23 protein-coding genes and 1 pseudogene are annotated in these 22,479 nt (G+C 58.3%); 18 read left to right on the top strand and 6 right to left on the bottom strand.

Translation table 11 applies throughout. From position 1 onward, the window contains the following. Positions 1-546 carry a calcium-binding protein gene (locus ACGYLA_RS16355; protein ID WP_043847211.1) on the bottom strand — a complete coding sequence of 182 codons (546 nt, stop codon included), beginning with the start codon at positions 544-546 and terminating at the stop codon, positions 1-3. A 196-nt stretch (positions 547-742) separates the two neighbouring features. On the opposite strand from ACGYLA_RS16355, the gene ACGYLA_RS16360 reads away from it, so the two are divergent. The 4 genes from ACGYLA_RS16360 to ccmI are packed head-to-tail and all read left to right on the top strand — an operon-like array spanning position 743 to position 4,933. After that, positions 743-2,743 (top strand): heme lyase CcmF/NrfE family subunit, encoded by a 2,001-nt coding sequence (locus ACGYLA_RS16360; protein WP_043847210.1) that lies wholly within the window; start codon positions 743-745, stop codon positions 2,741-2,743. A gap of 2 nt (positions 2,744-2,745) precedes the next feature. After that, positions 2,746-3,312: a DsbE family thiol:disulfide interchange protein gene (locus tag ACGYLA_RS16365; RefSeq protein ID WP_009824474.1), complete on the top strand. Its 567-nt coding sequence runs from the start codon at positions 2,746-2,748 to the stop codon at positions 3,310-3,312. Further along, the gene (locus ACGYLA_RS16370; RefSeq protein WP_009824475.1) at positions 3,309-3,779 is read left to right on the top strand and encodes a cytochrome c-type biogenesis protein; all 471 of its coding nucleotides are present in this window, start codon (positions 3,309-3,311) and stop codon (positions 3,777-3,779) included. Before ACGYLA_RS16365 ends, ACGYLA_RS16370 begins: the two co-directional genes overlap by 4 nt. Next, positions 3,776-4,933, top strand: a complete 1,158-nt coding sequence (ccmI, locus tag ACGYLA_RS16375; protein ID WP_043847209.1) for a c-type cytochrome biogenesis protein CcmI — start codon at positions 3,776-3,778, stop codon at positions 4,931-4,933. The genes ACGYLA_RS16370 and ccmI overlap by 4 nt, the downstream gene beginning before the upstream one ends. Before the next feature lie 280 nt (positions 4,934-5,213). On the opposite strand, the gene ACGYLA_RS16380 is transcribed toward ccmI, so the two are convergent. The 3 genes from ACGYLA_RS16380 to ACGYLA_RS16390 form a co-directional block, all read right to left on the bottom strand. After that, complete coding sequence (locus ACGYLA_RS16380) at positions 5,214-5,525, bottom strand: DUF2933 domain-containing protein (protein ID WP_037953520.1); 312 nt, start codon at positions 5,523-5,525, stop codon at positions 5,214-5,216. Between the two features lie 119 nt (positions 5,526-5,644). Then, positions 5,645-6,187, bottom strand: coding sequence for a hypothetical protein (locus tag ACGYLA_RS16385; RefSeq protein ID WP_050672448.1), 543 nt, complete (start codon positions 6,185-6,187; stop codon positions 5,645-5,647). 97 nt (positions 6,188-6,284) lie between these two features. Beyond that, positions 6,285-6,731, bottom strand: a complete 447-nt coding sequence (locus ACGYLA_RS16390) for a DUF411 domain-containing protein (protein WP_043847208.1) — start codon at positions 6,729-6,731, stop codon at positions 6,285-6,287. A 125-nt stretch (positions 6,732-6,856) separates the two neighbouring features. Here ACGYLA_RS16390 and ACGYLA_RS16395 point away from each other — a divergent pair, with 125 nt between their 5' ends. From ACGYLA_RS16395 to ACGYLA_RS16440, 10 genes are all read left to right on the top strand, one after another. After that, entirely contained in the window at positions 6,857-7,576 is a 720-nt protein-coding gene (locus tag ACGYLA_RS16395) for a response regulator (RefSeq protein WP_050672447.1), read from the top strand. After that, complete coding sequence (locus tag ACGYLA_RS16400) at positions 7,573-9,015, top strand: ATP-binding protein (protein WP_050672446.1); 1,443 nt, start codon at positions 7,573-7,575, stop codon at positions 9,013-9,015. The genes ACGYLA_RS16395 and ACGYLA_RS16400 overlap by 4 nt, the downstream gene beginning before the upstream one ends. Before the next feature lie 17 nt (positions 9,016-9,032). After that, complete coding sequence (locus ACGYLA_RS16405) at positions 9,033-9,626, top strand: L,D-transpeptidase (RefSeq protein ID WP_005619183.1); 594 nt, start codon at positions 9,033-9,035, stop codon at positions 9,624-9,626. 128 nt (positions 9,627-9,754) lie between these two features. Continuing rightward, positions 9,755-10,327 (top strand): L,D-transpeptidase, encoded by a 573-nt coding sequence (locus tag ACGYLA_RS16410; RefSeq protein ID WP_394433850.1) that lies wholly within the window; start codon positions 9,755-9,757, stop codon positions 10,325-10,327. Continuing rightward, positions 10,327-10,785, top strand: a complete 459-nt coding sequence (locus ACGYLA_RS16415) for a cytochrome c (RefSeq protein ID WP_005619178.1) — start codon at positions 10,327-10,329, stop codon at positions 10,783-10,785. The genes ACGYLA_RS16410 and ACGYLA_RS16415 overlap by 1 nt, the downstream gene beginning before the upstream one ends. A 5-nt stretch (positions 10,786-10,790) precedes the next feature. Beyond that, the gene (locus ACGYLA_RS16420) at positions 10,791-11,390 is read left to right on the top strand and encodes a cytochrome c (RefSeq protein ID WP_009824484.1); all 600 of its coding nucleotides are present in this window, start codon (positions 10,791-10,793) and stop codon (positions 11,388-11,390) included. Positions 11,391-11,394: 4 nt separating this feature from the next. Beyond that, complete coding sequence (locus tag ACGYLA_RS16425; RefSeq protein WP_009824485.1) at positions 11,395-12,285, top strand: cytochrome c; 891 nt, start codon at positions 11,395-11,397, stop codon at positions 12,283-12,285. Positions 12,286-12,301: 16 nt separating this feature from the next. Continuing rightward, positions 12,302-13,690 (top strand): multicopper oxidase family protein, encoded by a 1,389-nt coding sequence (locus ACGYLA_RS16430; protein WP_050686572.1) that lies wholly within the window; start codon positions 12,302-12,304, stop codon positions 13,688-13,690. Beyond that, on the top strand, positions 13,687-14,181 hold the full coding sequence (locus ACGYLA_RS16435) for a cytochrome c (RefSeq protein WP_005619169.1): 495 nt from the start codon (positions 13,687-13,689) through the stop codon (positions 14,179-14,181). The genes ACGYLA_RS16430 and ACGYLA_RS16435 overlap by 4 nt, the downstream gene beginning before the upstream one ends. Then, positions 14,181-14,900: a DsbA family protein gene (locus ACGYLA_RS16440; RefSeq protein ID WP_043847202.1), complete on the top strand. Its 720-nt coding sequence runs from the start codon at positions 14,181-14,183 to the stop codon at positions 14,898-14,900. Before ACGYLA_RS16435 ends, ACGYLA_RS16440 begins: the two co-directional genes overlap by 1 nt. A gap of 8 nt (positions 14,901-14,908) precedes the next feature. Here ACGYLA_RS16440 and ACGYLA_RS16445 read toward each other — a convergent pair whose 3' ends face one another. Further along, positions 14,909-15,103, bottom strand: coding sequence for a heavy-metal-associated domain-containing protein (locus ACGYLA_RS16445; protein WP_043847225.1), 195 nt, complete (start codon positions 15,101-15,103; stop codon positions 14,909-14,911). Between the two features lie 146 nt (positions 15,104-15,249). Between ACGYLA_RS16445 and ACGYLA_RS16450 the strand changes: the two genes are divergently transcribed. The 4 genes and pseudogenes from ACGYLA_RS16450 (at position 15,250) to ACGYLA_RS16465 (ending at position 20,018) form a co-directional block, all read left to right on the top strand. Next, a complete protein-coding gene (locus ACGYLA_RS16450; protein ID WP_043847201.1) occupies positions 15,250-17,760 on the top strand; it encodes a heavy metal translocating P-type ATPase in 2,511 nt (836 codons plus the stop codon). Between the two features lie 9 nt (positions 17,761-17,769). Beyond that, positions 17,770-18,159 carry a Cu(I)-responsive transcriptional regulator gene (gene cueR / locus ACGYLA_RS16455; RefSeq protein ID WP_005619161.1) on the top strand — a complete coding sequence of 130 codons (390 nt, stop codon included), beginning with the start codon at positions 17,770-17,772 and terminating at the stop codon, positions 18,157-18,159. Positions 18,160-18,278: 119 nt separating this feature from the next. Beyond that, on the top strand, positions 18,279-19,229 hold the full coding sequence (locus ACGYLA_RS16460) for a DUF305 domain-containing protein (protein ID WP_050686576.1): 951 nt from the start codon (positions 18,279-18,281) through the stop codon (positions 19,227-19,229). 68 nt (positions 19,230-19,297) lie between these two features. Then, positions 19,298-20,018 (top strand): annotated as a pseudogene (locus ACGYLA_RS16465) (MauE/DoxX family redox-associated membrane protein). Positions 20,019-20,020: 2 nt separating this feature from the next. Here the strand turns inward: ACGYLA_RS16465 and ACGYLA_RS16470 are convergent. After that, a complete protein-coding gene (locus ACGYLA_RS16470; protein WP_394377334.1) occupies positions 20,021-22,111 on the bottom strand; it encodes a protein-disulfide reductase DsbD family protein in 2,091 nt (696 codons plus the stop codon). Positions 22,112-22,479 lie beyond the last annotated feature (368 nt).

A 22,479-nucleotide genomic window follows, 5' to 3' on the forward strand; every position in this document is an offset into this window, starting at 1 on the left:
TTATTCGCTGTCATGATGACCTTCCATGTCCGTTCCGGTGGAAGTACCGTTCATTTTGCTCATCCGTGTACCGGCATCTTCCATCTCGTCCTGAGAGATCTGGCCGTTACCGTCCGCATCGAGATGCTGAAAGCGATCTACCATGCGCGCGCGCATTGCGTCCATATGCAAGGCTTCGAACTCGTCAAGTGTCAACGCTCCATCGGAATTCGCATCGAACTCCCGCATTTTTTCGGACATCTGCGCGGCCATTTCATGAGGCTGTCCACCGGACATCATTGTCGACATCATGTCCCGATCCATCATTCCCATCATGTTGCCCTGGCCACCCATCATAGCGGCATGCATCTTCATCATTTTTCGCATCATCGGCATCATGTCCCCGCCCATCATGCCCATCTGATTGTCGCCATCGCCCATCGCCATGCCGGACATATTCCCGCTGTCAGGCTTGCTGTCGGCAGCCCCGTCGGATTCCGCAAATGCTGTTTGCGCCATGCCAACCGCGATCACCACGCCAAGCGCAATAATTTCTTGTTTTTTCATTTCTCATTCCTTTCAGACTTACCCTAGATACATTGGCGTTATAGCGCTTTGATTAAAGGCCAAGCGCGGGCCGTTTTGTAATCATTTGTCACAGCATCCTGTTACAAACGGTGACAAAGCAACCACTCACAGTTCGCCGGACGATTTGCTAGACAGACGTCGATCCAGTGAATTCATTGAAGAGGCTGATGATCCTTTGACACCTGAAATCGGTCATTTCGCGCTGGCACTGGCCTTGGCCATGGCGCTTGTTCAAAGTGTGCTGCCCATCCTCGGTGCGGGGCGCGGAAACATCCTGTGGATGCAGTCTGCCAGATGGTCCTCGTTCGGTCAGGTTTTCTTTGTCGGCATCGCGTTTCTGGCGCTGATGCAAGCCTTCGTCACAAGCGACTTCACGGTCAAGAACGTGGTGGAGAATTCCAATTCACTCAAACCGATGCTGTTCAAGGTGGCAGGCACCTGGGGCAGTCACGAAGGATCCCTGTTGCTGTGGACCCTTATCCTGACGGTGTTTGGTGCGGCGGTCGCCCTCTTCGGATCGAACATTCCTCTGTCGCTGAAGGCAAGAACGCTGTCGGTGCAGGCCTGGATCAGTGTCGGTTTCCTGACTTTCATGCTGCTGACGTCCAATCCCTTCGACCGCGTTTTCCCTCCGGCAGACGACGGTCAGGACCTCAACCCATTATTGCAGGATGTCGGTCTCGCCATGCACCCGCCGCTTCTCTACTTCGGGTATGTCGGGTTCTCGATTGTCTTTTCGTTCGCGGTTGCCGCCCTGATCGAAGGGCGGGTGGACGCGGCCTGGGCACGGTGGGTACGTCCGTGGACGCTGGCTGCCTGGATGAGCCTGACCGCAGGCATCGCGCTGGGATCCTGGTGGGCCTATTATGAGCTTGGCTGGGGCGGCTGGTGGTTCTGGGATCCCGTTGAGAACGTCAGTTTCATGCCATGGCTGATGGGCACGGCACTGCTGCATTCCGCAATCGTGACGGAGAAACGGGATGCGTTCAAAAGCTGGACAATCCTTCTGGCGATCCTGACTTTTTCCCTATCGCTCTTGGGCACGTTCATTGTCCGATCGGGCCTGCTGACCTCTGTGCATGCATTCGCGGTCGACCCGGAAAGGGGACTTTATATCCTTGGATTGCTGGCCGTTTCGATCGGCGGTTCCCTTGCTCTGTTTGCCTGGCGCGCGCCGACAATGGAGCCCGGCGGCCTGTTTAAGCCGATCAGCCGGGAAGCGGGGCTATTGGTGAACAACCTGCTGCTGGCCACGGCCACCGGCATTGTGCTGTTCGGCACCTTGTACCCGCTCTTCTACGAAGCCGCGACGGGCGGTGAAAAACTGTCGGTGGGGCCGCCCTTCTTCAATGCGTCCTTTATTCCCGTGATGCTGCCGCTCGTCTTTGCGATGGGGCTGGGGCCTTACCTGTCCTGGAAACGTGCCGATCTGGCGGGCGTTCTGCAGCGGTTGCGTTTCGTGGTCGTTCTGGCCGTGCTCGCGACATTGGTGACCTGGTATCTCGCCGAGGGCGGTCCGGTGTTGGGGTATCTGTCGCTGATGCTTGCATTCTGGCTGTTTTTCTCAACCCTGCGGGAATGGGCGATGCGCATAAAGCTGTTTGAGGCACCGTTCCCGGAATCGGTGCGCCGTGCACGCAACCTGCCCAGATCCTCTCATGGGATGACACTGGCTCATGCGGGGCTCGCGATGGCGATGTTCGGATTTATCGGCTCGACGGTCTGGAAATCCGAGGAAATCATCTTTGTCCGGCCCGGTACAGAGGTCAGCATTGGTGGGTTCGATGTCACCTTTGAGGGGGCCGAACGTGTGCGTGGGCCAAATTACTTCGCGGATCGTGGCACGCTTCGTGTGGCCCGGGAGGGGAACTATGTCACCGATCTCTTCCCGGAGCGGCGTACCTATCCGGTCGCGCAAACCACCACCACAGAGAGCGCCATCAGATCGACAATGGCCGGTGATCTCTATGCGTCCATCGCAAATCCGGCCGCCGAGGACGAGAGCACGCAAGGGGCTTGGACCCTGCGCATCCTGTATGAACCTCTGGTCAACTTTATCTGGATCGGATCGGCGATGCTTGTGCTTGGTGGGGGTCTTTCGCTGTCTGACCGGCGGTTGCGCGTCGGGGCACCCCGTCGCAAGGCGACAGCGCCCGCAGCACTTCCTGCGGAGTAGGCATGGGACGTATACTGGCATTCATTCCGCTGGCAATCGCGGCCATTTTCGGGGGGTTTTTTCTGTGGGGCTTGAACCCGGACCGGGACCCGAACAACATTCCTTCGGTTCTGATCTCGCAGCCGGCACCCGAATTCGATCTGGCCGCTGTCGACGGGTTGGAGACGCCAGGGCTTTCCCGCGCCGATCTGGTCGGGAACCCGCGACCGGTCATCGTGAACGTGTTTGCCTCGTGGTGCGTGCCCTGCCGGGCCGAACACGGGGTTCTGACCCAGATGGTCGAAAAGGACGGGCTGACGTTGTTCGGGATCAATTACAAGGACAAGCCGGAGGATGCGACTAAATGGCTTGCTGAGCTTGGCAATCCCTACGAAAGGATCGGGTCTGATCTGAGCGGCAGAGTGGGGATTGAATGGGGCCTTTCGGGCGTACCTGAAACATTCATTGTCGGCTCTGACGGGACGGTGTTGTTCAGATATGTCGGCCCCGTCGTGGGCGAAACGGCGATTTCCACATTCAGGGAAGCATTGATCCAGGCTGGCGCGTTAGCAAGGGGCCAGAACGGATGAGGTATATCGCATTTGCTTTCCTCCTGCTGCTTCCGGTGACGGCCTTGGCGGTCGAGCCAGACGAGATGTTGCAGGATCCTGTACTGGAGCAACGCGCCCGTGAAATATCACGGGAACTGCGCTGCGTTGTCTGCCAGAATCAGGACATCGACAGCTCCAACGCCGGGGTTGCGCGGGACCTGCGCATACTGGTGCGCGAAAGGCTTGTTGCCGGTGACAGCGACAAGGAGGTCATCGCGTACATCCACGCCCGGTATGGCGATTATGTCCTGATGCGCCCGCCCCTGAATCGCGCCACTCTCGCGCTCTGGATGGCGCCCTTCGTGTTTGCGCTTGTTTCGCTGCTTGTCGGCTGGACCGTCATTTCGAGAAGCCGGCGCAGGGCTGCCGCAACGGGATTTTCCGATGACGAAAAAGCGGAAATTGCGCGTTTCATTGAAGAGAACGCTTCAAAGGACGGTTCATGATCTGGTTGGTTTTCGCCCTGTTATCCGTTGTAGGTCTGCTTTTCATGGGCCTGCCGCTGCGCCATCGGTCGTCGCGGACACCCGTCCCGGCTGACGCCACGGATGCGGTCCTCATGGATCAGTTGGATGAGGTTCGGCGGGATCTTGAGCGCGGTGTCATTTCCGACACCGAGGCCACGGCGGCGGAGCAGGAGATCAAGAGACGGATCCTCGTGCAGTCGCGCCGGTCCGTTCTGTCAGATGGGAAACCGGCGGCAGGGGGCCGCTTGATGGTCGTTCTGAGCGCAGTGTTCGTGCCGGTCTTCGCTTTTGGATATTACTCCGCAATGGGCTCGCCAGAGATCCCAGGTGTCGCCTTTGCCGAACGTGCCACTGAACGGCAGGAAGCGGCGGAAATCGCCGAATTGACAGATCGTCTGTACGTCCGGCTCAGTTCAGACCCCGAAGGCGGGCCTTCGGAAGGCTGGATGCTGCTGGGGCAAACCTATTCGAAAATGGGCCGGTATGCGGATGCAGCCGATGCATATAGAGTTGTCGCACAACGACCGGAGGCCGATTCCGCCGTCTTCTCCATGTTGGCCGAGGTTCTGATCTACGCAGAGCAAGGTGTGGTGACACCTGAAGCGGACACCGCGATTGATCGGGCGTACGAACTGGATCCTTCCAATCCCGGTGCTGCCTTTTTCAAGGCAGTCTCGCTCGAGCAGAAGGGCGATGAGGCTCGGGCTCACGAAACGCTGGTGGCCCGGCTGGACGATGCGGATAGGTTTTTCCCGTGGATGGAAAGCTTTGTTGGCGAAGCCAACCGGATTGGCGCGAAGATCGGCAAGGCTCCGATCTCGCTGGCCGACTATGCCCCGAAGACCAGTGCGTCCGGCCCGACACAGGAAGACATCGAAAACGCGCAGGACATGAGTGTGGAGGAACGACAGGATTTCATCCGCTCGATGGTCGAACGGCTGGCCACGCGGCTGGAAGATGAGCCTGACGATCTTGATGGATGGATGCGGCTTGGCAATGCCTATTCGGTTCTGGGTGATACCGCGCCGGCAATCGCGGCGTTTGAACACGCTGAAATCCTGTTGTCGGAGGTGCCGGGAGATGACCCGCGCCGTCAAGCCGTGCAAAGCGCGTTGGAACGGTTGCGCCCGTAGTGGCGTGGGCGACCGTCGCTGTGCAGGTGAATGTGAGGCAGGATCAAGGTTTGGCGCTTAATCGAAAGCCCATCCGGTCCGGCCGTCGTCACAGACTATTTCGTGGGTAGTACCTTCAGACTGACCGACCAAGCGACATCCTACGGGAAGCATGACGTCGTGTGCCGCATCCCGTGTCACGGAAGGGGGCTCAAGTGGGCAAAGCTTGCCCGAGGCCGACTGGGCACAACCGCCGAGGGCCAGAATACCTGCAATCGGAATTCCGATTGTCAGCCGCGTTCTAGCGGGCGCGTACCAGTTCTCGTTCGGGAGCTTGGCCATCTTCAAATTCTGCATCCACAGTCGCCTCGTTCGCCTGTTCAACTCTTGACCCGTGACACGACTTTCCCATCATCCTGTGCATGACGACATGCGCACCAAGACAAAGTGCGAGCGGCGCAAAAAGGCCGACGTTGCCCCACAGACCCGCGATCGTGCCGCCTGCAATAAAGAATGCGGCGACTGGAAACAACATAACGGCACAACAGGCCATCATACCATACTGCATCAGTTTCGATGAACCGGTGGATTTTTGACTTTGATTGTCAGACATGTAGCTCTCCAGAATATGCTCGTGTTCTTCTGCGACATTCCAGTGAGGCAAGGTCAAGGGTACATTCGGATACAATTTGATCAGATGACAGCCTGCGGGTCGTTGACCAAGTTGGCCCGTCAGGTTGCCAGATCCAACGCATAGGACAGGAATGTGACGAGGGGGATCGGGGTCAGGCTGAACAGCAAGGCCATGCTCATTGTCCTGAACATGGTAGGCTTCGATGCCTCGCCAGAAGGTTCTGTCAGAACCACCAGAAGCGCGATGAAGGTGCCGGGCGCCAGGGCATAGAGATATACGCCCGAGATGTTCCCAAACATGAACGACCGCTCGAGCGTTGGTCCGACCACGCTCAAAGCTGTTGCACGGCTGCCGTTGAACGAGCCGAACAGATCGGCCGACATCACATAGACGGCAATGTGAACCCCAATGAATGCGACACTCCGCAGCAGGCCATCTAAAACCAGGTAAACAATCGGCCGATGCTGGTACTGCTTCAGCGCGACCGATGCGGAAACGAACCCCAAGTAATTCACGAGGAAAACGACCACAAACCCATTGGTAAAGACCTGCCGGAGGAAGCGCGAGAGCGCGGTCCCATTCGTCAGCAGCAGCGTCGCAAAACCAGGCGTTGCGAGGATGTAGACAAGCAGGAACGGCAATATGCTTGCCAAGCTCAGAACGGATACGTTCCAACAAAATCTGCCGAATGGTAAGGTCGGCGAAAAACTTTGTCGGAACGTATCGCGGGCAAACACGTCAGCCGTGGGTTGCGAAGACTTGCGTCGACCCATCCATCAGTACAAGCAGCACATCATAGGGATCACCTTGGGGGCCCATGCCGGGCGAACCCATGGGCATTCCCGGTGCTGTCAGTCCGCGCGCGACAGGTTTTTCGCTCAGCAACCGCCCGATGTCAGCCGCAGGCACGTGACCCTCGACGAAATATCCGCCCACGGACGTAGTGTGACATCCTGCCAGTTCCGGCGCGATGCCGTGTTTCTGCTTCAGAACCTGAAGCGTGTCGTAATCCACGTCCTCGACCGATGCCTTGAAACCGGCAGCGATCATCTCATTTACCCAAGCGCCGCAGCAGCCGCAGGTCGGTGTCTTTGTCACCTGCAACGTGGGTGCGGCGGTTTGCGACAAAGCAGGCCCGGCCAAGGCCAGGCTGAGTGCCGTAAGGCCAAATTCACGTCGGTTCACTTAAAACTCCTCGATGTTCTTCCTTAAATAGTTGCTCGGTATCCCGAAGTCGACTGCCCGCGCTGTTACATTTGGCTACAAACACGGGATGGGCGTCCCTTGGTGAAAATGACTATGTTGGCGGCATGAGCGATCTGCCACGCATCCTTGTCGTCGATGACCATTCAGAGATTCGGAAATCCGTCACCAGTTATCTGGAACGCAACGGCATGCGTGCTTCAGCGGCGGAAAATGCAGTTGAGATGGACGCAAGGCTGGCGGAAGCGCATTTCGATCTGATTGTCCTCGATGTGATGATGCCGGGGGAAGACGGGCTGTCCGCGTGCAGGCGATTGCGCAAGGAAGGGCATATTCCGATCCTGATGCTGACCGCATTGGGTGACGACGAAGACCGCATCGCGGGTCTGGATGGCGGGGCAGACGATTATCTCGCCAAGCCGTTTAATCCCAAGGAACTGGTGGCGCGGATCAACGCGATATTGCGTCGGACGCAGCTGATCCCAAAACCGAATGGTTTTGCGGGGAAAACGTTGAAGTTTGCACACCTAAAGCTGGATTTCGATGGCCGCACACTGATTGACCAAGGCGGTTCGCGTACGCAACTTACATCCGGTGAACTCAAACTCCTGACCCTGTTCCTGCAAAGGCCAAGGACGGTCATTGGCCGCGACGAGCTGCTCAAATTGAGCACCGGCCGGGTCGCCGGTCCATTGGACCGAACCATCGACAATCAGGTGAGCCGGTTGCGCCGGAAGATGGAAGAGGACGTTTTGCGCCCGAAGATCATCGCGACTGTCCGGCATGGGGGGTATAGTCTTTCCTGCGATGTCGAGATTTGCGAATGAAGCTGCTTCCGCGGACGTTGCGTGCACAGATTGCCCTTCTGGTCCTCGGTGTCTTGATCCTCGCGCAAGCTCTGAGTCTTTGGTTTTTCGTTGATGAACGCTCGTTAGCCATTCAGGCCGCCATCGGTGCCGAAGCCGCCGGAAGGGCCGCAAATGTCGCACAGTTGATTGAAGGCGCACCCCCGGAATTGCATGCCCAGATCGTCCGCGCGGCAACGTCTCCGCTCGTACGGTTCGACCTTACAGACGAGCCGTCGGTTGCACACGGACAACACGATGACGGTGGAGCGGTCGAAGCGCGGATACGGGCACTGCTTCAGGAAAGCTACAGCCGGGATATCCGGGTTGAGGTTCATGAAATCGAGGGAGGTCTGCTGCCCCTTCCGAACCTGTCACCGGAAATGGCGCAAATGCACGCCGAAATGATGCAGGGCAGCCTTGCGGCCATCGAGATGGAGCTGTCCATTGCGCTGTCCGGTGGGAATTGGCTCAACATCGAGACGCGGTTCGAACGGCCGCCTCTGCAAAGGTCGCTGGCGTCCAACATATCCTTTGCACTGACTGCGGGACTTCTGCTGGTTGCAAGTTTCTGGTTTCTCCTGTCCCGATTGACCGGACCACTCAACGATCTCGCGACTGCGTCCGAACGTCTGGGTCGCGGCGCCGCCAAGGGCGATCTGCCGGTCGTAGGGCCGAAGGAAGTTCGGGATCTGACCCGATCATTCAACATCATGCAGGATCGCCTGACGCGATTTGTCAGTGACCGGACCCAGATGCTTGCAGCGCTTGCGCATGATCTGCGCTCGCCTTTGACGGCGCTTAGGGTGCGGGCCGAAATGGTGGACGACGAAGACACGCGCACGTCCTTGGTGGCGTCAAGTGAAGAGATGCAACGGATGGTCGATGCGACCCTCGATTTCGCGAAGGGCGTCGGACAGCATGAAGAGGTCCAATCGGTTGATTTGCACGATCTGATCACTGGTATGGGCTTGGACAAGGTTCAGGTGACCAGCCAAGGTCCACTCATCGTATCCGTGAAACCAAGCGCGATGGGGCGCGCGTTGAGAAACCTGATTGAGAACGCGATCCGCTACGGGAGTGAGGCCAGGGTTTCGTGGCAACGCATGGGCAGTGAGGTAGTGGTCGCCATCGACGATCAGGGGCCCGGTATTCCCGACAATCAGCTGGAGGCTGTTTTCGGACCCTATGTCAGGCTCGAGACGTCGCGATCACAGGATACCGGCGGTCATGGCCTGGGGCTGTCGATTGCGCGCAGCATCATCCTTGAGCACGGTGGTTCTATCGAACTGAAAAACCGCACTGATGGGGGTCTGCGCGCTGAAATCACGCTGCCCGTCAAACAAAGCGCCGAGTCAGCCCCGAAAGAGGAAGGCTCGCCACATATGGCGCGGGTTGTTCGTCACCTCAAACCCGACTAGTTTAGTGAGGCAAGTATATGAAACGAAGATATTTCCTGACTTCTGTTGCAGCTCTTTCGGTGAGTGGAAAAACAGCATTCGCGCATAGTGACGCAGAGCACGACCGGCGCGTCGGGCCATCTGTGGTGCCCCCGGAGCAGTTGCCGCGCCAGGTTCCGTTCACCGAGGCAGACAAACCGGGAGAAATACATGTCGATCCGAACCAGTTCGCTTTATTTTGGACTTTGCCGAACAATCGGGCAATCAGGTATACCGTCGGAATTGGCCGGGAGGGGCTCTATGAATCCGGCGAGTTCTATGTCGCGCGCAAGCAAAAGTGGCCGCGGTGGACGCCCACACCCGCCATGATAGCCAGAGATCCTGACCGATATCTTCGTTTTGCGGGCGGTGTGCCCGGTGGGCTGAACAATCCACTCGGTGCCCGCGCCTTGTATCTTTACCAGCCAGGGCGTGGGGACACCTACCTGAGAATTCACGGCACAACGGATCCGAAGACGATTGGTCGACGTGTCTCAAACGGCTGTGCAAGGCTTACCAATAATCAGATCATCGAACTCTATGAGAAGGTCCCGCTCGACACGCGTGTTGTCCTGAAACCCATCGAGGTTTGAGGCAGCAGCGCGAAGACGTGTCCGTTGGCCGGGATACATATCGTTACATAATATCAGGCCCCGGACTGTTCATGAAATGCGACCAGGCGGGTAGTCTAGTGGATAGGCAGACAACAACATGAGGCCATATGATGACCCGCAAGCAAACACGTGTAACGCGTCGAGCATTCACGGCAGGTACCGCATCGGCAGCTTTCGCGGCCCCGTCCATCCTGCGTGCGCAGGTGGATCAAACCAGTGTCCGAAGGAATATCTCATCGTTTCGTACACACGCTTGGCAAGACCACTTTGACGCTTTGGACAAGGGTATCATCATCGCAGACACCGTTACCCGCGTGATGCAACACTGGACGGCCGATGGCGAAATGCGCATTTATCCGACATCGGTTCCCTTGTCTGACGAGCTGACAAAGCGCGGCTACACGACAGTCACGTTCAAGGACCCCGAACCTGACTGGACCCCTACACCCTCCATGCGCGAACGTGACCCGTCTTTGCCAGCCTATATGCCGCCCGGGCCGGATAACCCGTTGGGCGTCCGTGCCCTGCACCTGAGTTGGACGTACTACAGGATTCACGGCACCCATGATACGCGCAAGATCGGAAGACGCTCTTCAAGCGGGTGTATCGGTCTCTACAACGAGCAAATCATCGAGGTGTTCGAAAGGACACCGGTCGGCACGCAGGTACGATTAATCTGATGTCGAAGTCCGGCATCCTGATTGCGGCGTTTTTTGTCGTCGGTGGCGCGGTTGTGATCTGGCAGCAATTGCAGCCATCGTCTTCGATGCCCGGCCACACAATGACAACGCCTGATCTTTCGCAGACGGAAGAGGGCGCGCCGATTGCAGACGTGGTTGTGCCTGCTGAATTCTCAGCAAATGCCCAATTGGGAAAGCGTGTTTTCGATGGCGCTTGCGCCGCTTGTCACGGTGCGAATGCTGCCGGACAGAATGGCGTGGCACCGCCGCTTGTCCACAAGATCTATGAACCGAGCCATCACGGTGACGCCGCTTTTTTGCTTGCCGCGAAACAAGGTGTCAGAGCGCACCATTGGAAGTTTGGCAATATGCCGCCAGTTGAAGGCGTCACGCCCGGCGATGTGAAGATGGTTGTTGCATATGTGCGGGAACTTCAGCGCGCCAACGGGATCAATTGACAGGAATGACCAACTTGAACATGAAGATATGGATTACTGCCATTGCGATCGGGACGACCGGCGTTGCTGCCTTGGCGCATTCCGGAGCAACCGGCGTGGTGCTGGAGCGGATGCAGGGCATGTCCGCGATGGCCAAAACACTCAAGACGCTATCACCCATGATGCGGGGTCAGGTACCTTATGACGCCGATGTCGTCCGCAGGGAAGCTGGCGCGATGATCGGCCATGCCGGTGAGCAAATGACGCGACTGTTTCCTGAAGGCTCGGGTGGCGGAGTGTCCAAGGCGTTGCCGTCGGTCTGGGAAAACAGCGAAGAGTTCGCGGCCCTTGCGCAAGAGTTGAGAACAGCCGCCGAAGGATTGAAGTTGAGCGCAGGCAATGGGTTGGCCGCAGCACAGGGCAACGGTAGCGAATCAATGATGGGCGGCGCCACTGACGGGATGATGGGTGGCGGGTCCGCGCCTGCAATGGGAGGGGGCATGATGGGATCGGACCTTCCCATGACGACCGAGATGTTTGCGGACATGCCGACCGACCGTGCGTTCGCGATGGTCGCCCAGACCTGTTCGGCCTGCCACCAGAAGTTCCGCAAAGAGGACAAGTGATCAGATGCGGTGGTGGCGTTGGATCATCGGTGCGGGGGTCGTCGGCGGCATCGGCGTTGTCGCGGCAACGATAGCCTGGCCGATCGGTGCGCCAGTCTCGGACCTGACCCTGCAAGGCGATGCCCAGCGGGGGTCGTATCTGGCGCGCGCCAGTGGATGCATTGCGTGCCACACCAACTTTGAAGCTGGCGGGGCGCCATTGGCAGGAGGAGCGCCACTCCGGACCGATTTCGGGACATTCTATCCGCCAAATCTGACCACCGATGTCGAATTCGGGATTGGCGGCTGGACAGTAGAAGAGTTTGCAAAAGCGGTAAGGCAGGGAATTTCCCCGGACGGAGACCCCTATTATCCCACCTTCACCTACCCGTTTTATGCAAATTACACGGATCAGGACATTGCCGATCTGTGGGCCGCGTTCCAGACCGTGCCAGCCGTGAATGTGCCGACCCCGTCCCATGAGGTGCCTTTTCCGTTCGATCAGCGATGGGGGATGAAACTTTGGCGGGCGGCTTTTCTGACAAAGCCTGACACCGCACCAGAGGCGGACCGAAGCGATGCTTGGAACAGGGGCAAGCTGCTGGTCAACGGGGCGGCACATTGTGCTGCCTGCCACACAACGCGGAACTTTGCAGGCGCACGCATAGTATCGAAGAGGTTTTCCGGCAACGACGCCTTGCCGGGAGGTGGCAAAGCACCTTCGATCCGGACGCGCGATCTTGTGTCCGAAGGCTGGACAACAGACGATATGGCTTATGCATTGCGATCTGGCATAACGCCGTCTGGCGACGTATTTGGTGGATCAATGGCCGAAGTCGTGCGCTATGGCACGGGCTTTCTGAGCGACGCAGACCTGAATGCGATGGCCACCTACCTGCTGGACAACAAATCATAATCTTGGGAACCCACGAATGATCACGCTCAATCGCCGCCAATTTCTGGCAACATCTGCTGCGTTCAGTGGTCTGTCGGCCAGCACTGGATTTGCGGGCACGCCATTCGCGACCCTGACAGCCCAGCAAAGCGACGTGCAGCTGCTGCCCGGCAACTATGGCAAGACATCGCTTTGGTGCTTTGACGGCGGCTCACCCGGTCCGGAGATTCGCGTGGCGCAGGGGGGGCGTGTCCAGCGCAGATTGGTCAACCGGTTTTCTCAGGGAACGTCGACGCATTGGCACGGCATCCGCATCGACAATGCGATGGATGGCGTTTCCGGCCTGACACAGGATGTGGTCCAGCCGGAGGAAACATTCGACTATGACTTTACTGTCCCGGATGCCGGGACCTATTGGTACCATGCCCATAATAGGTCGTTTGAGCAGGTGGGCAGAGGGCTTTACGGTGCACTGATCGTGGAAGAGGCCGAGCCTCTCGACATTGATCGCGAGGAAGTCCTGATCCTGGATGATTGGCTTATTGACCCCGAAACCGCGCAGATCAAAGACGACTTCGGAGCGCCTCATGATCTCAGCCACGCAGGGCGCATCGGCAACCTGCTGACGACCAATGGAACCTTCAATCTGGGCCTGAGTGCACGCAAGAACGAAAGACTGCGCTTGCGGCTGATCAATGCTGCCAATGCGCGCAATTTCCAACTGGGGCTGGAAGGCCTTGACGGTTGGGCGGTTGCTTTGGACGGCATGCCCCTGGCTGCACCCATTAAGGTGACGGAGCCGATGATCCTCGCTCCGGCTCAACGGATCGACCTGATCGTCGATGTGGTCGCGGATGTTGGTGAAACGGCTCATATTCTTCAGTTCGGCCGGGAAGAGGCCTTCAGCCAGGTTACATTCGAGGTCGTTGAGTGGGGCTCGAAAAATCGTCGAGACGCGCCTTTGGCCTTGCCGCCGAACGACCACAGGATGGTCGACTTGAGTGAAGCCACGATGCTCAGCCTGAGTATGGAAGGCGGTGCCATGGGGCGGATGAGGTCCGCTTCCCTTGGGGGCGAACTCAAGCCGATCGGCGAGATCGTCGAGGCCGGGTATTTCTGGTCGTTCAACGGCAAAGTGGACGGGATCAACGGTGATCCCCTTGCGCGGCTGGACCGCGGCCAGAATGTACGATTGAAGATCGTGAACGACACGGCGTTTCCGCACGCGATGCACCTGCATGGCATTCACTTCCACGAGGTCGCCGAAAACGGCACCCTCGGACCGCTGCGTGACACGACCCTTCTTGAACGGGGTCAGACGCGCGAGATTGCCTTTGTGGCGGACAACCCGGGCCAATGGCTGCTACATTGCCACATGCTGTCGCATGCGGCTTCGGGCATGATGACCAAGATCGTCGTTGGATGACCCCGCGATCCGTCTATCTTGCGTTGGGCGTAGTTACCGTTGCGGTGGCTACCATATTCCTGTGGACCCGGTCCGGCGGAACCGACCATACGGCGGAAAACCTCATCAACTCCTCAGCCGATGTGGCCGCGGGCGAAGTCCTCTATGCCGAAAATTGCGCCGCGTGCCATGGCGCAAATCTGGAAGGTGAAGAAAACTGGCGCAGTCCGCGCGATGACGGAAGCCTGCCCGCACCGCCGCATGATGCAAGCGGCCACACTTGGCACCACGCGGACAGCATGCTGTTCGCCTACACCAAGCTGGGGGGCGCCGAGGTTCTCGCGGCGCAAGGCGTTGACTTCAACAGCGGCATGCCCGGTTTCGGCGACCAACTGAGCGACGGGGAAATCTGGGACATCCTCGCATACATCAAGTCAACATGGCCGGAGCGTGAACGCGCCACGCAAGCCGAGCGCACGGCCCAGGATATTGCCTCACAAGGAGACGGATAATGAAAAGATTCTTGGCTACCACCGCACTGTTAATGCTTCCGATCGCTGCGATTGCAGACGGCATGGACGAAGACCGGATCAAGGAACTGGTGCTGGAAGCCATCCGCGAGAATCCGGGCATCGTGTTCGAGGCCGCGCAGTTGTTCGAACAGCAACAGCAGGCGTTGCAGGCGCAAGCCGCAGCGCAGGTTTTCGATACGGAAAAAGCCACGCTTGAAAATGATCCCAATGCGCCCGTTCTGGGCAATCCGGATGGCGATATCACGGTTGTCGAATTCTTCGACTACAACTGCCCCTATTGCCGCCGGGTTAAACCTGAAATGGAGGCCCTGCTCGCTGCTGATCCCAACGTCAGGGTCGTTTACCGGGAATGGCCCATTCTGGGGGACGGGTCGGTTTTTGCCGCCCGCGCGGCGCTGGCGTCCCGAAACCAGGGCAAATATGAAGAGTTTCATTGGGCCATGATGCAACTGAAGGAACGCGCAGAGGAAGCATCGATTCTCCGCACTGCGGAAGACATCGGCCTCGATGTTGCACAGTTGCGTCGCGACATGAACGGACCGGAAATCGAAGAACACATACAGACTTCCATGCGGCTTGCGCAATCTCTGGGGTTCAGTGGCACACCTTCATTTGTGATCGGCGACAGTCTTGCGCCGGGCCTGATCCAGGCGGACCAGATGATCGAGCTTGTCGATCAGGCACGGGCCGCCGAATAAGGACAATCCTACGCGGCTGAAGCGTCGTAGCCAGCGTCAGCGATGGCTTGCCGCACGGTCGCCTGTTCCAATGTGCTTTGGACAGTGACAAGGCGAAGGTCCAGATCGGCCGTGACAACGGCTGATGGATCCTTTGCCTTGATGCCGCTTTCTATAGCGGATGTGCAGTGTCCACAGCTCATTTTCGGGACGGAAAAAATCATGAAGGCCTCCATTTTTGGTACAACCTCAGACTTGGTCGTTCCATCGGGAGGAAGGTCAAGCAAATATCAAAAAAAATTAGATACTCTCTTGAGCTTCCAGCAACTGGAAGCCCTATATCAGGGTAAGTTCAACCGAGGAGGCCCTCATGACCGACCCCAATACGATACGTCTATCCGTTTCCGGCATGAACTGTGCGTCTTGTGTGGGCAGGGTTGAGAAGGCTTTGAACGAGGTTCCGGGCCTTTCGAACGTCAGTGTCAACCTTGTGAACGAAACGGCTCAATTTCAGATGGATAATCCGGCCACCACGGGCGTGGCGGTCACGGCCCTCTCGAACGCCGGATACCCGGCACGGACGGGGCGCGTAACATTGAACGTAGACGCCATGTCCTGCGCGTCCTGTGTCGGTCGGGTTGAAAAGGCGCTTGTACGGACACCCGGCGTATTGAATGCGGCGGTCAATCTGGCAACCGAAACGGCTGTGGTAGAGTATCTGCCAGATGCCATCACCCCGGAAAAGATTGCCCGGATCAGTACGGAGGCGGGGTACCCGGCCGAGATTGCGCAGAGCGATGCGCACGAGGACCGATCGGACCGCAAGGCAGAAGAAGCCGACGCGCTGGCGCGCCGTGTCATCCTTGCCGCGATCCTGACCGTGCCGGTGTTCGTTCTGGAAATGGGAAAACATACCATACCCGGCTTTGAGGGCCTGATTGAGAGCACAATCGGCATTCAAACGTCATGGCTGATCCAATTCGCGCTTGCCACGGTGGTTCTTTTCGGACCGGGTTGGGGGTTCTTTGCGAAGGGCATTCCGGCGTTGATCAAGCGTGCCCCGGATATGAACAGCCTTGTCGCACTGGGAACCGGGGCGGCGTGGACTTATTCCGTAGTCGCGACCTTCCTGCCTCAGGTGCTGCCTGACGGTGTGCGCGCCGTCTATTTCGAAGCAGCGGCGGTTATTGTCGTTCTGATCTTGTTGGGTCGCTGGCTTGAAGCGCGGGCCAAAGGCAAGACCGGTGCAGCCATTCAGGCCCTTCTTGGTCTGCAGGCAAAGACAGCCAGGGTCCTGCGTGACGGGCAGGCGACCGAGGTTGACATCAAGGAACTGCGGATCGGCGATCAGATCCTCGTGCGTCCCGGTGAAAGGCTGCCTGTCGATGGCGAGGTCACAGAAGGATCAAGCAACGTCGATGAAAGCATGATCACCGGTGAACCCCTCGCCGTGCCAAAGGCTGCTGGCGAACCGGTGACCGGCGGCACGGTGAACGGCACCGGGAGCCTGACCATAACGGCGACGCGAGTCGGGGCGGATACCACGCTGGCGCAGATTATCCGCATGGTCGAAGATGCTCAGGGGGCCAAGCTGCCGATCCAAGGCCTAGTGGATCGCGTGACCATGTGGTTCGTGCCTGCCGTTCTGGTTCTGGCGCTTGCGACTGTGGTTGTCTGGCTGCTGGTCGGTCCCGATCCGGCTCTGACCTTTGCGCTTGTGGCGGGTGTCTCCGTTCTGATCATTGCGTGCCCCTGCGCCATGGGGTTGGCCACGCCCACCTCGATCATGGTGGGGACAGGACGCGCGGCTGAGATGGGGGTGTTCTTCCGCAAGGGAGATGCGCTGCAACATCTGGATGAAGTTGGCGTTGTCGCATTGGACAAGACCGGGACGGTCACGCAAGGGCAACCCAGTTTGACAGACCTCATCACGGCCGACGGCTTTGACCGGGCAGAGACACTCGCCCTCATCGCATCTGTCGAGGCGCAGTCTGAGCACCCGGTGGCAGAGGCCATTGTGCAGTCCGCAAAGAGCGAAGGCCTGTCCTGGCCCGATGCGACGGAATTCCGGTCCGTGACCGGCTACGGTGTCGAGGCGCTTGTCCAGGGCCGCAAGGTTCATGTCGGTGCGGATCGCTTCATGGTGCAGCAGGGCATTGACACCAGCCCGCTGGAAGACCGCGAAAGGGCCTTGGCCGAAAAGGGACGCACCGCGCTTTATGCTGCGGTGGACGGATCCCTGGCGGCCGTGATTGCCGTGGCAGACCCGGTCAAATCCTCCAGCGCCGAAGTGATCGCAGCTCTGCATGATCGAGGGATCAAGGTCGCGATGATCACCGGAGACAAGAAGGCCACGGCAGATGCCATCGCCCGCGAGGTCGGGATCGACCATGTCATTGCAGGGGTGTTGCCGGATGGAAAAGTCGCCGCCCTGGACGAATTGCGGCAAGGGAACAGCAAGATCGCCTTTGTCGGAGACGGCATCAACGACGCGCCAGCGCTGGCCCATGCCGATGTCGGCATCGCCATCGGAACCGGCACGGATGTCGCAATCGAAAGCGCCGACGTGGTGTTGATGTCGGGCGACCTGCGCGGCGTGGTGAATGCCATCGACGTGTCGCGCAAGACCATGCGCAACATACGGCAGAACCTTATCTGGGCCTTTGGCTATAACGTCGCGCTGATCCCTGTGGCGGCGGGCGCGCTTTACCCGGCCTTTGGATTGCTCCTGTCGCCGGTGTTTGCCGCCGGGGCCATGGCGCTGTCCTCCGTGTCGGTTCTGACCAACGCGCTGCGGCTGCGACGGATCAAGGCGACGATGTCGGAACAGGATCCGCCCCACGACGCGGAGACGAAATTCGCAACGCAGCCCGCAGAATAGGAGACAGGTGTGAACATCGGAGAAGTATCAGAACGCGCGGGTTTGCCAGCGAAGACAATCCGCTACTACGAAGACATCGGCCTTGTCCGGCCTTTGCGCAGCGACAACGGCTATCGCGCCTTTCGCGACAGCGACATCCACAAGCTCGCATTTCTCGGTCGCGCCAGGACGTTCGGGTTCTCGATCGAAGACTGCCGCACGCTGCTTGATCTCTATGAAGATGAGACGCGGGAAAGTGCACAGGTCAAGGCTGTCGCTCAAGAGCATCTGGCCGCCGTTGACGAAAAAATCGCCCAGCTCAAGTCGATGCGAGAGACCCTGGCTCACCTCGTTGACGCCTGCCAGGGCGATCACCGCCCCGATTGTCCAATCCTGAAAGATCTGGCCAAAGACCCGTAACGCACGATGCCTGGGCCAGACATTTATGGGGTTTCATGCCGTTTCGATATATCGTCTTGAAACCCTCCAGCGCTGGAATGTTGTTCCTCCACAAATAGAATCCATGATGGAGAGATCAGATGTCTGAAGATGCGATCGGGAAATCTCGTGGCGGGTCCGATACCCGTTCAAGTGAAGGTGCAGCACATTCGGGAGGCCATTCAGGTTCATCCTATGGCCGGTTTCTGGCGATGGTCGGCACATCGACTGCGATCATGTTCGGCCTGATGTACATCAACTCGTACTCCTTCGAACATGTCTACTGGAGCGAAACCCGATTTTACATGACGTTCATCATGGGCGCGACGATGGCGACCGTGATGCTCCTTTTCATGTTGAACATGTACAAGAACAAGGGCGTCAACGCCGCGATCATTCTCGGGTCTGTCGTGATGTTCGCCGGCGCGCTCTGGCTCGTGAGAAGCCAGGAGACCATTCAGGACGAAAGCTGGATGAGCGCGATGATTCCGCACCACTCCATTGCGATCATGACAAGCGAACGGGCCGAGCTGACAGATCCAAGGGTCGAGGCGCTGGCTTCGGAAATTGTGACGGCGCAAAACCGCGAAATTTCCGAAATGCGTTTCCTCATAGATGACATTGAGGCAAATGGCGAAGCCGGTCCTGAATGGCCACTTGGTGAAGCGGACGGTCCGGCTGAAATGGAGGGGCTTCAAGAAGCGATTGCAACCCCGGTGATTGCCGGAATCCGTCCTGCACCGCTCAAAGCCGAAGAAATAACACGCGCACTGGGGTCCGACGGACAATGCCGTTTCATTCGCGCCGTGAACGCCGATCCCATTCTGGTCACGGACGGGGCGGGGAACGGCGTCGCCAAGATATCCGGATCGCTGGTCAACTTCACGTCGCAAGACACAGTGACGTCCGGTGGCGTCCTGTCTGCCGATGGTGGCCAATTCACGCTGGCGCCGGGTGACGCGGACGGTGAAGACGCCACCCTGCTGTTTGAATTGACGGGAGAGACGCCTCTGACTGTCGGATTTACCGGGTATTGGACCTGCAACGGTTAAAGGATTTAAAGGAACGCGTCATGACGAGAGAGGCAAAATCCACCCCGAAGACGGCGGTTTTGTACCGAATGGTGATGGAGGAGCATGTTTGTCCCTATGGGCTGAAAATCGAAGGACCTGCTTGAGCGGGAGGGGTATTCGATTGAGGACCGGCCTCTGAACACCCGCGAGGAAACGGATGCTTTCATGGAAGAACACGGTGTCGAAACGACTCCGCAGACCTTTATCGGCAATGAAAGAATTGGTGGCTATGACGCGCTGAGGGAATTTTTCGGCCAGGACGTAAAGGATGACGACGAGACGACTTATCAACCCGTCATTGCGATATTCGCGGTCGCATTCCTTATGGCGCTTGGTCTCAGTTGGGCGTTTTACGGTTCGATCCTGACGCTGCGGGCATTCGAGTGGTTCATCGCGATCTCGATGAGCTTTCTTGCTGTTCAAAAACTGCAGGACGTCGAGACGTTTTCCACGATGTTTCTGAACTACGATCTGCTTGCCCAGAAATGGGTGCGCTATGGCTATGTCTATCCCTTCGGCGAAGCACTTGCCGGTATTCTCATGGTCGCCGGTGCCTTGGTCTGGATCAGCGCGCCTGTTGCACTGTTCATCGGTACGGTCGGAGCGGCTTCAGTTTTCAAGGCCGTCTACATCGATAAGCGCGAGATCAAGTGCGCCTGCGTGGGCGGCGGTTCAAACGTGCCGCTGGGTTTCGTGTCCCTGACCGAAAACCTGATGATGATATTCATGGGCGTCTGGATGTCGGCGCGTGCGATGGGCCTCTTTTAGGCCTAACCATCCGTTTTCAAAGCGGTCACAGGGTCGCCAAGTGCAGCCCTGCTCAGCGCGTCGAGAACGGCTTCGGACGTCAGAACCTCGGACAGGATGATCCCGTCTGGCGCGTTTGGCCCGTAGACGATGTTGAACGGGATGCCAAACCTGTTGTGGCTTTCCAGATACCGGGAAATGTCAGTGCTGGACCTAGTCCAGTCTGCCCGCATCGCAACGACATTATCACCCCGCAGTTGGTCGACCACGGGCGCACGGTCCAGCACCAGCGTCTTGTTGGCCTTGCACGTCAGGCACCAGTCTGCGGTCACGTCGACAAAGACGGTTTTTCCCTGCGACACCAGTTTCGGTATCTCGGAGCGATCGAACGCGACCCAGTCCTGGCCCACCGCTCTCGTCTGCGGCGGGATTGTCAGCGCCGTCGGCACCAGAAGGCTGAGAACAGCAACCACCACCAGCGCTGTCGGGCGCGTCAATCTGCCCGGCAAACGTATTGTTGCGAGAAGAATGAAAAGGCTCGTCATAAGCAGCACGGTCATGGCCACCCGGCCACCCGCCACCCCTATCAGTACCCAGAGCAGCCAGATCGCGGTCCCGGCCAGAAGACCGGCAAGCACCCATTTGACGACAACCATCCAACGTCCCGGCCTGGGCAACAACCGGACCAGACCAGGCTTCCCCGCCAGAACCAGATAGGGCAGGGAGAGCCCAAGCCCCAGAGCCGTGAAAACGAGAATGACATCAATCGGGCGCCCGGACAGGGCAAAGGCAACCGCTGTCCCCAAAAACGGGGCCGAGCAGGGCGTGGCCAGCACCGCCGCGAAGGCGCCTGTTGCAAAATCTCCGCCATACCCGTCGCGACCGCTTGATCTGGCCAGCCGTGACTGCAACCCGGAGGGCAATGAAACTTCGAACACCCCGAACAGATTGGCAGAGAACACGGCAAGCACCAGAAACATGACGGTCAGGAAAACAGGGCTTTGGAATTGCAGGCCCCACCCAACGGTGACGCCGACGGATTGCAGAACCAGAATGATTGCGGCGAGGGCCCACATGAACACCAGAACGCCAAGCGCCGACATCAGGAACCCATTCCGGACCTCGTGCGCTGGCTTGTTTCCATGATTGAGAACCGATGTCAGCTTGATGGACAGGACAGGCAGAACACAGGGCATGACATTCAGGATCAGACCGCCAAGAAAGGCAAAGGCCGCAATCGCCAGGATTTGCGTCAGATCCGGCAGGTTCGCCATAACCTCGAATGGTGCACCCGGGATGCGGTCTGACCAAGCGGGCTGCGCTGTCACCGCGCGTGATCCATCGGTCAAAGTCAGTTGCAGGGGCGGCGGATCCTCCCCTTGCGCGAGAAGAGGCAGCTTGGCCCAAAGGGCTGTTCCCGCATCATCGGTTCGGATGTCCGGTTTGCCAAAGGTGAATTCCGGCCCCAGTTCCGGAAAGATATCCGGCTTCACAAAGGCATTCGCACTGCGCGCCGTCACATAAAGCGCATCATCCGCGATCACCGCCGTTTCGACAATGATGTCGCTCTCTTCGGGACCAAGCGGCACCCGCTGGGCATACTCCGAAATCAGGCCCGCCGCCTTCGCGTCAATCCCGGTGCCCGCCGGAATTGTCAGTGCGAGATCGAAATCATGCGGCACACAGACAGTCGAGCACGCCAGCAATGAAACACGCGCCTGCAATGTTGCGGACTGGCCCGCAGTTTCGAGAACTGCCTGAATGGGCAGGACGACACGGGTCTTGTAGCCAAAATTCTCGATGCCGAATGCCGTGAAGCGCTCAGGCGCGGGCCAGAGCATCTGTGCGCTCACCAGATTTTCCGATCCATCCCATGAAATTTCAGGCGGCAGACCCACCTCGCCGGGCGAACGCCAATAGGCTTTCCAGCCCTCGGCCAGCTCGACATCCAGGCCAAGGGAAAGGGTTCTGGAGGTTTCCGCGACCCCATTTTCAACGGAGATGAGCCGGGCCGTGATTGTTGAATTCTCGTAGGTATCGCTCGATGCAGCAAAGCCCATGGAGGCCCAAAGGCAAGCCATGAGAAGGAAGAATAGGCGCAACGTGGTTCGCATCATCTTTTGGCTCGCTTCCACCCTTGTCCCGAGATCGAAATCCGAAGCACCTCTATGGCTGCATCTCCCGGTTGGTCAACTTTACAAACGGATACAATGTCGTTTGTGAAGCCATCCCGCTGCGAGAATAACGCGACGAAGTCCGCGTTCGTAGCAGGAAGGCCAATAGAAGCTTTTTTCTTCATTGAACATTTCAATCGCAACCGCGGCCTCCAACCTTCCAGCGCTGGAAATTGAAACCAAATGCGGATGACTTAGTTGAACGCTTAGCAATTGAGAGAAGGAAGAAGAGGTGTTGTCACATTAACGGTCCTGAGGTTGCTGGTTCATTGATCTGGGCGTAGGCGGTGTCGATGCAGACACAAAAG

The sequence above is a fragment of the Sulfitobacter sp. 1A13679 genome (assembly GCF_043557115.1).
Classification (GTDB): Bacteria; Pseudomonadota; Alphaproteobacteria; order Rhodobacterales; family Rhodobacteraceae; genus Sulfitobacter; species Sulfitobacter faviae.

Excerpts from the sequence above, each read along its gene's own strand:
- ACGYLA_RS16355 (WP_043847211.1), bottom strand. The coding sequence starts at position 546 with ATGAAAAAACAAGAAATTATTGCGCTTGGCGTGGTGATCGCGGTTGGC.
- ACGYLA_RS16365 (WP_009824474.1), top strand. The coding sequence starts at position 2,746 with ATGGGACGTATACTGGCATTCATTCCGCTGGCAATCGCGGCCATTTTC.
- ACGYLA_RS16370 (WP_009824475.1), top strand. The coding sequence starts at position 3,309 with ATGAGGTATATCGCATTTGCTTTCCTCCTGCTGCTTCCGGTGACGGCC.
- ccmI (WP_043847209.1), top strand. The coding sequence starts at position 3,776 with ATGATCTGGTTGGTTTTCGCCCTGTTATCCGTTGTAGGTCTGCTTTTC.
- ACGYLA_RS16380 (WP_037953520.1), bottom strand. The coding sequence starts at position 5,525 with ATGTCTGACAATCAAAGTCAAAAATCCACCGGTTCATCGAAACTGATG.
- ACGYLA_RS16395 (WP_050672447.1), top strand. The coding sequence starts at position 6,857 with ATGAGCGATCTGCCACGCATCCTTGTCGTCGATGACCATTCAGAGATT.
- ACGYLA_RS16400 (WP_050672446.1), top strand. The coding sequence starts at position 7,573 with ATGAAGCTGCTTCCGCGGACGTTGCGTGCACAGATTGCCCTTCTGGTC.
- ACGYLA_RS16405 (WP_005619183.1), top strand. The coding sequence starts at position 9,033 with ATGAAACGAAGATATTTCCTGACTTCTGTTGCAGCTCTTTCGGTGAGT.
- ACGYLA_RS16410 (WP_394433850.1), top strand. The coding sequence starts at position 9,755 with ATGATGACCCGCAAGCAAACACGTGTAACGCGTCGAGCATTCACGGCA.
- ACGYLA_RS16415 (WP_005619178.1), top strand. The coding sequence starts at position 10,327 with ATGTCGAAGTCCGGCATCCTGATTGCGGCGTTTTTTGTCGTCGGTGGC.
- ACGYLA_RS16420 (WP_009824484.1), top strand. The coding sequence starts at position 10,791 with ATGACCAACTTGAACATGAAGATATGGATTACTGCCATTGCGATCGGG.
- ACGYLA_RS16425 (WP_009824485.1), top strand. The coding sequence starts at position 11,395 with ATGCGGTGGTGGCGTTGGATCATCGGTGCGGGGGTCGTCGGCGGCATC.
- ACGYLA_RS16430 (WP_050686572.1), top strand. The coding sequence starts at position 12,302 with ATGATCACGCTCAATCGCCGCCAATTTCTGGCAACATCTGCTGCGTTC.
- ACGYLA_RS16435 (WP_005619169.1), top strand. The coding sequence starts at position 13,687 with ATGACCCCGCGATCCGTCTATCTTGCGTTGGGCGTAGTTACCGTTGCG.
- ACGYLA_RS16440 (WP_043847202.1), top strand. The coding sequence starts at position 14,181 with ATGAAAAGATTCTTGGCTACCACCGCACTGTTAATGCTTCCGATCGCT.
- ACGYLA_RS16445 (WP_043847225.1), bottom strand. The coding sequence starts at position 15,103 with ATGATTTTTTCCGTCCCGAAAATGAGCTGTGGACACTGCACATCCGCT.
- ACGYLA_RS16450 (WP_043847201.1), top strand. The coding sequence starts at position 15,250 with ATGACCGACCCCAATACGATACGTCTATCCGTTTCCGGCATGAACTGT.
- ACGYLA_RS16460 (WP_050686576.1), top strand. The coding sequence starts at position 18,279 with ATGTCTGAAGATGCGATCGGGAAATCTCGTGGCGGGTCCGATACCCGT.
- ACGYLA_RS16470 (WP_394377334.1), bottom strand. The coding sequence starts at position 22,111 with ATGCGAACCACGTTGCGCCTATTCTTCCTTCTCATGGCTTGCCTTTGG.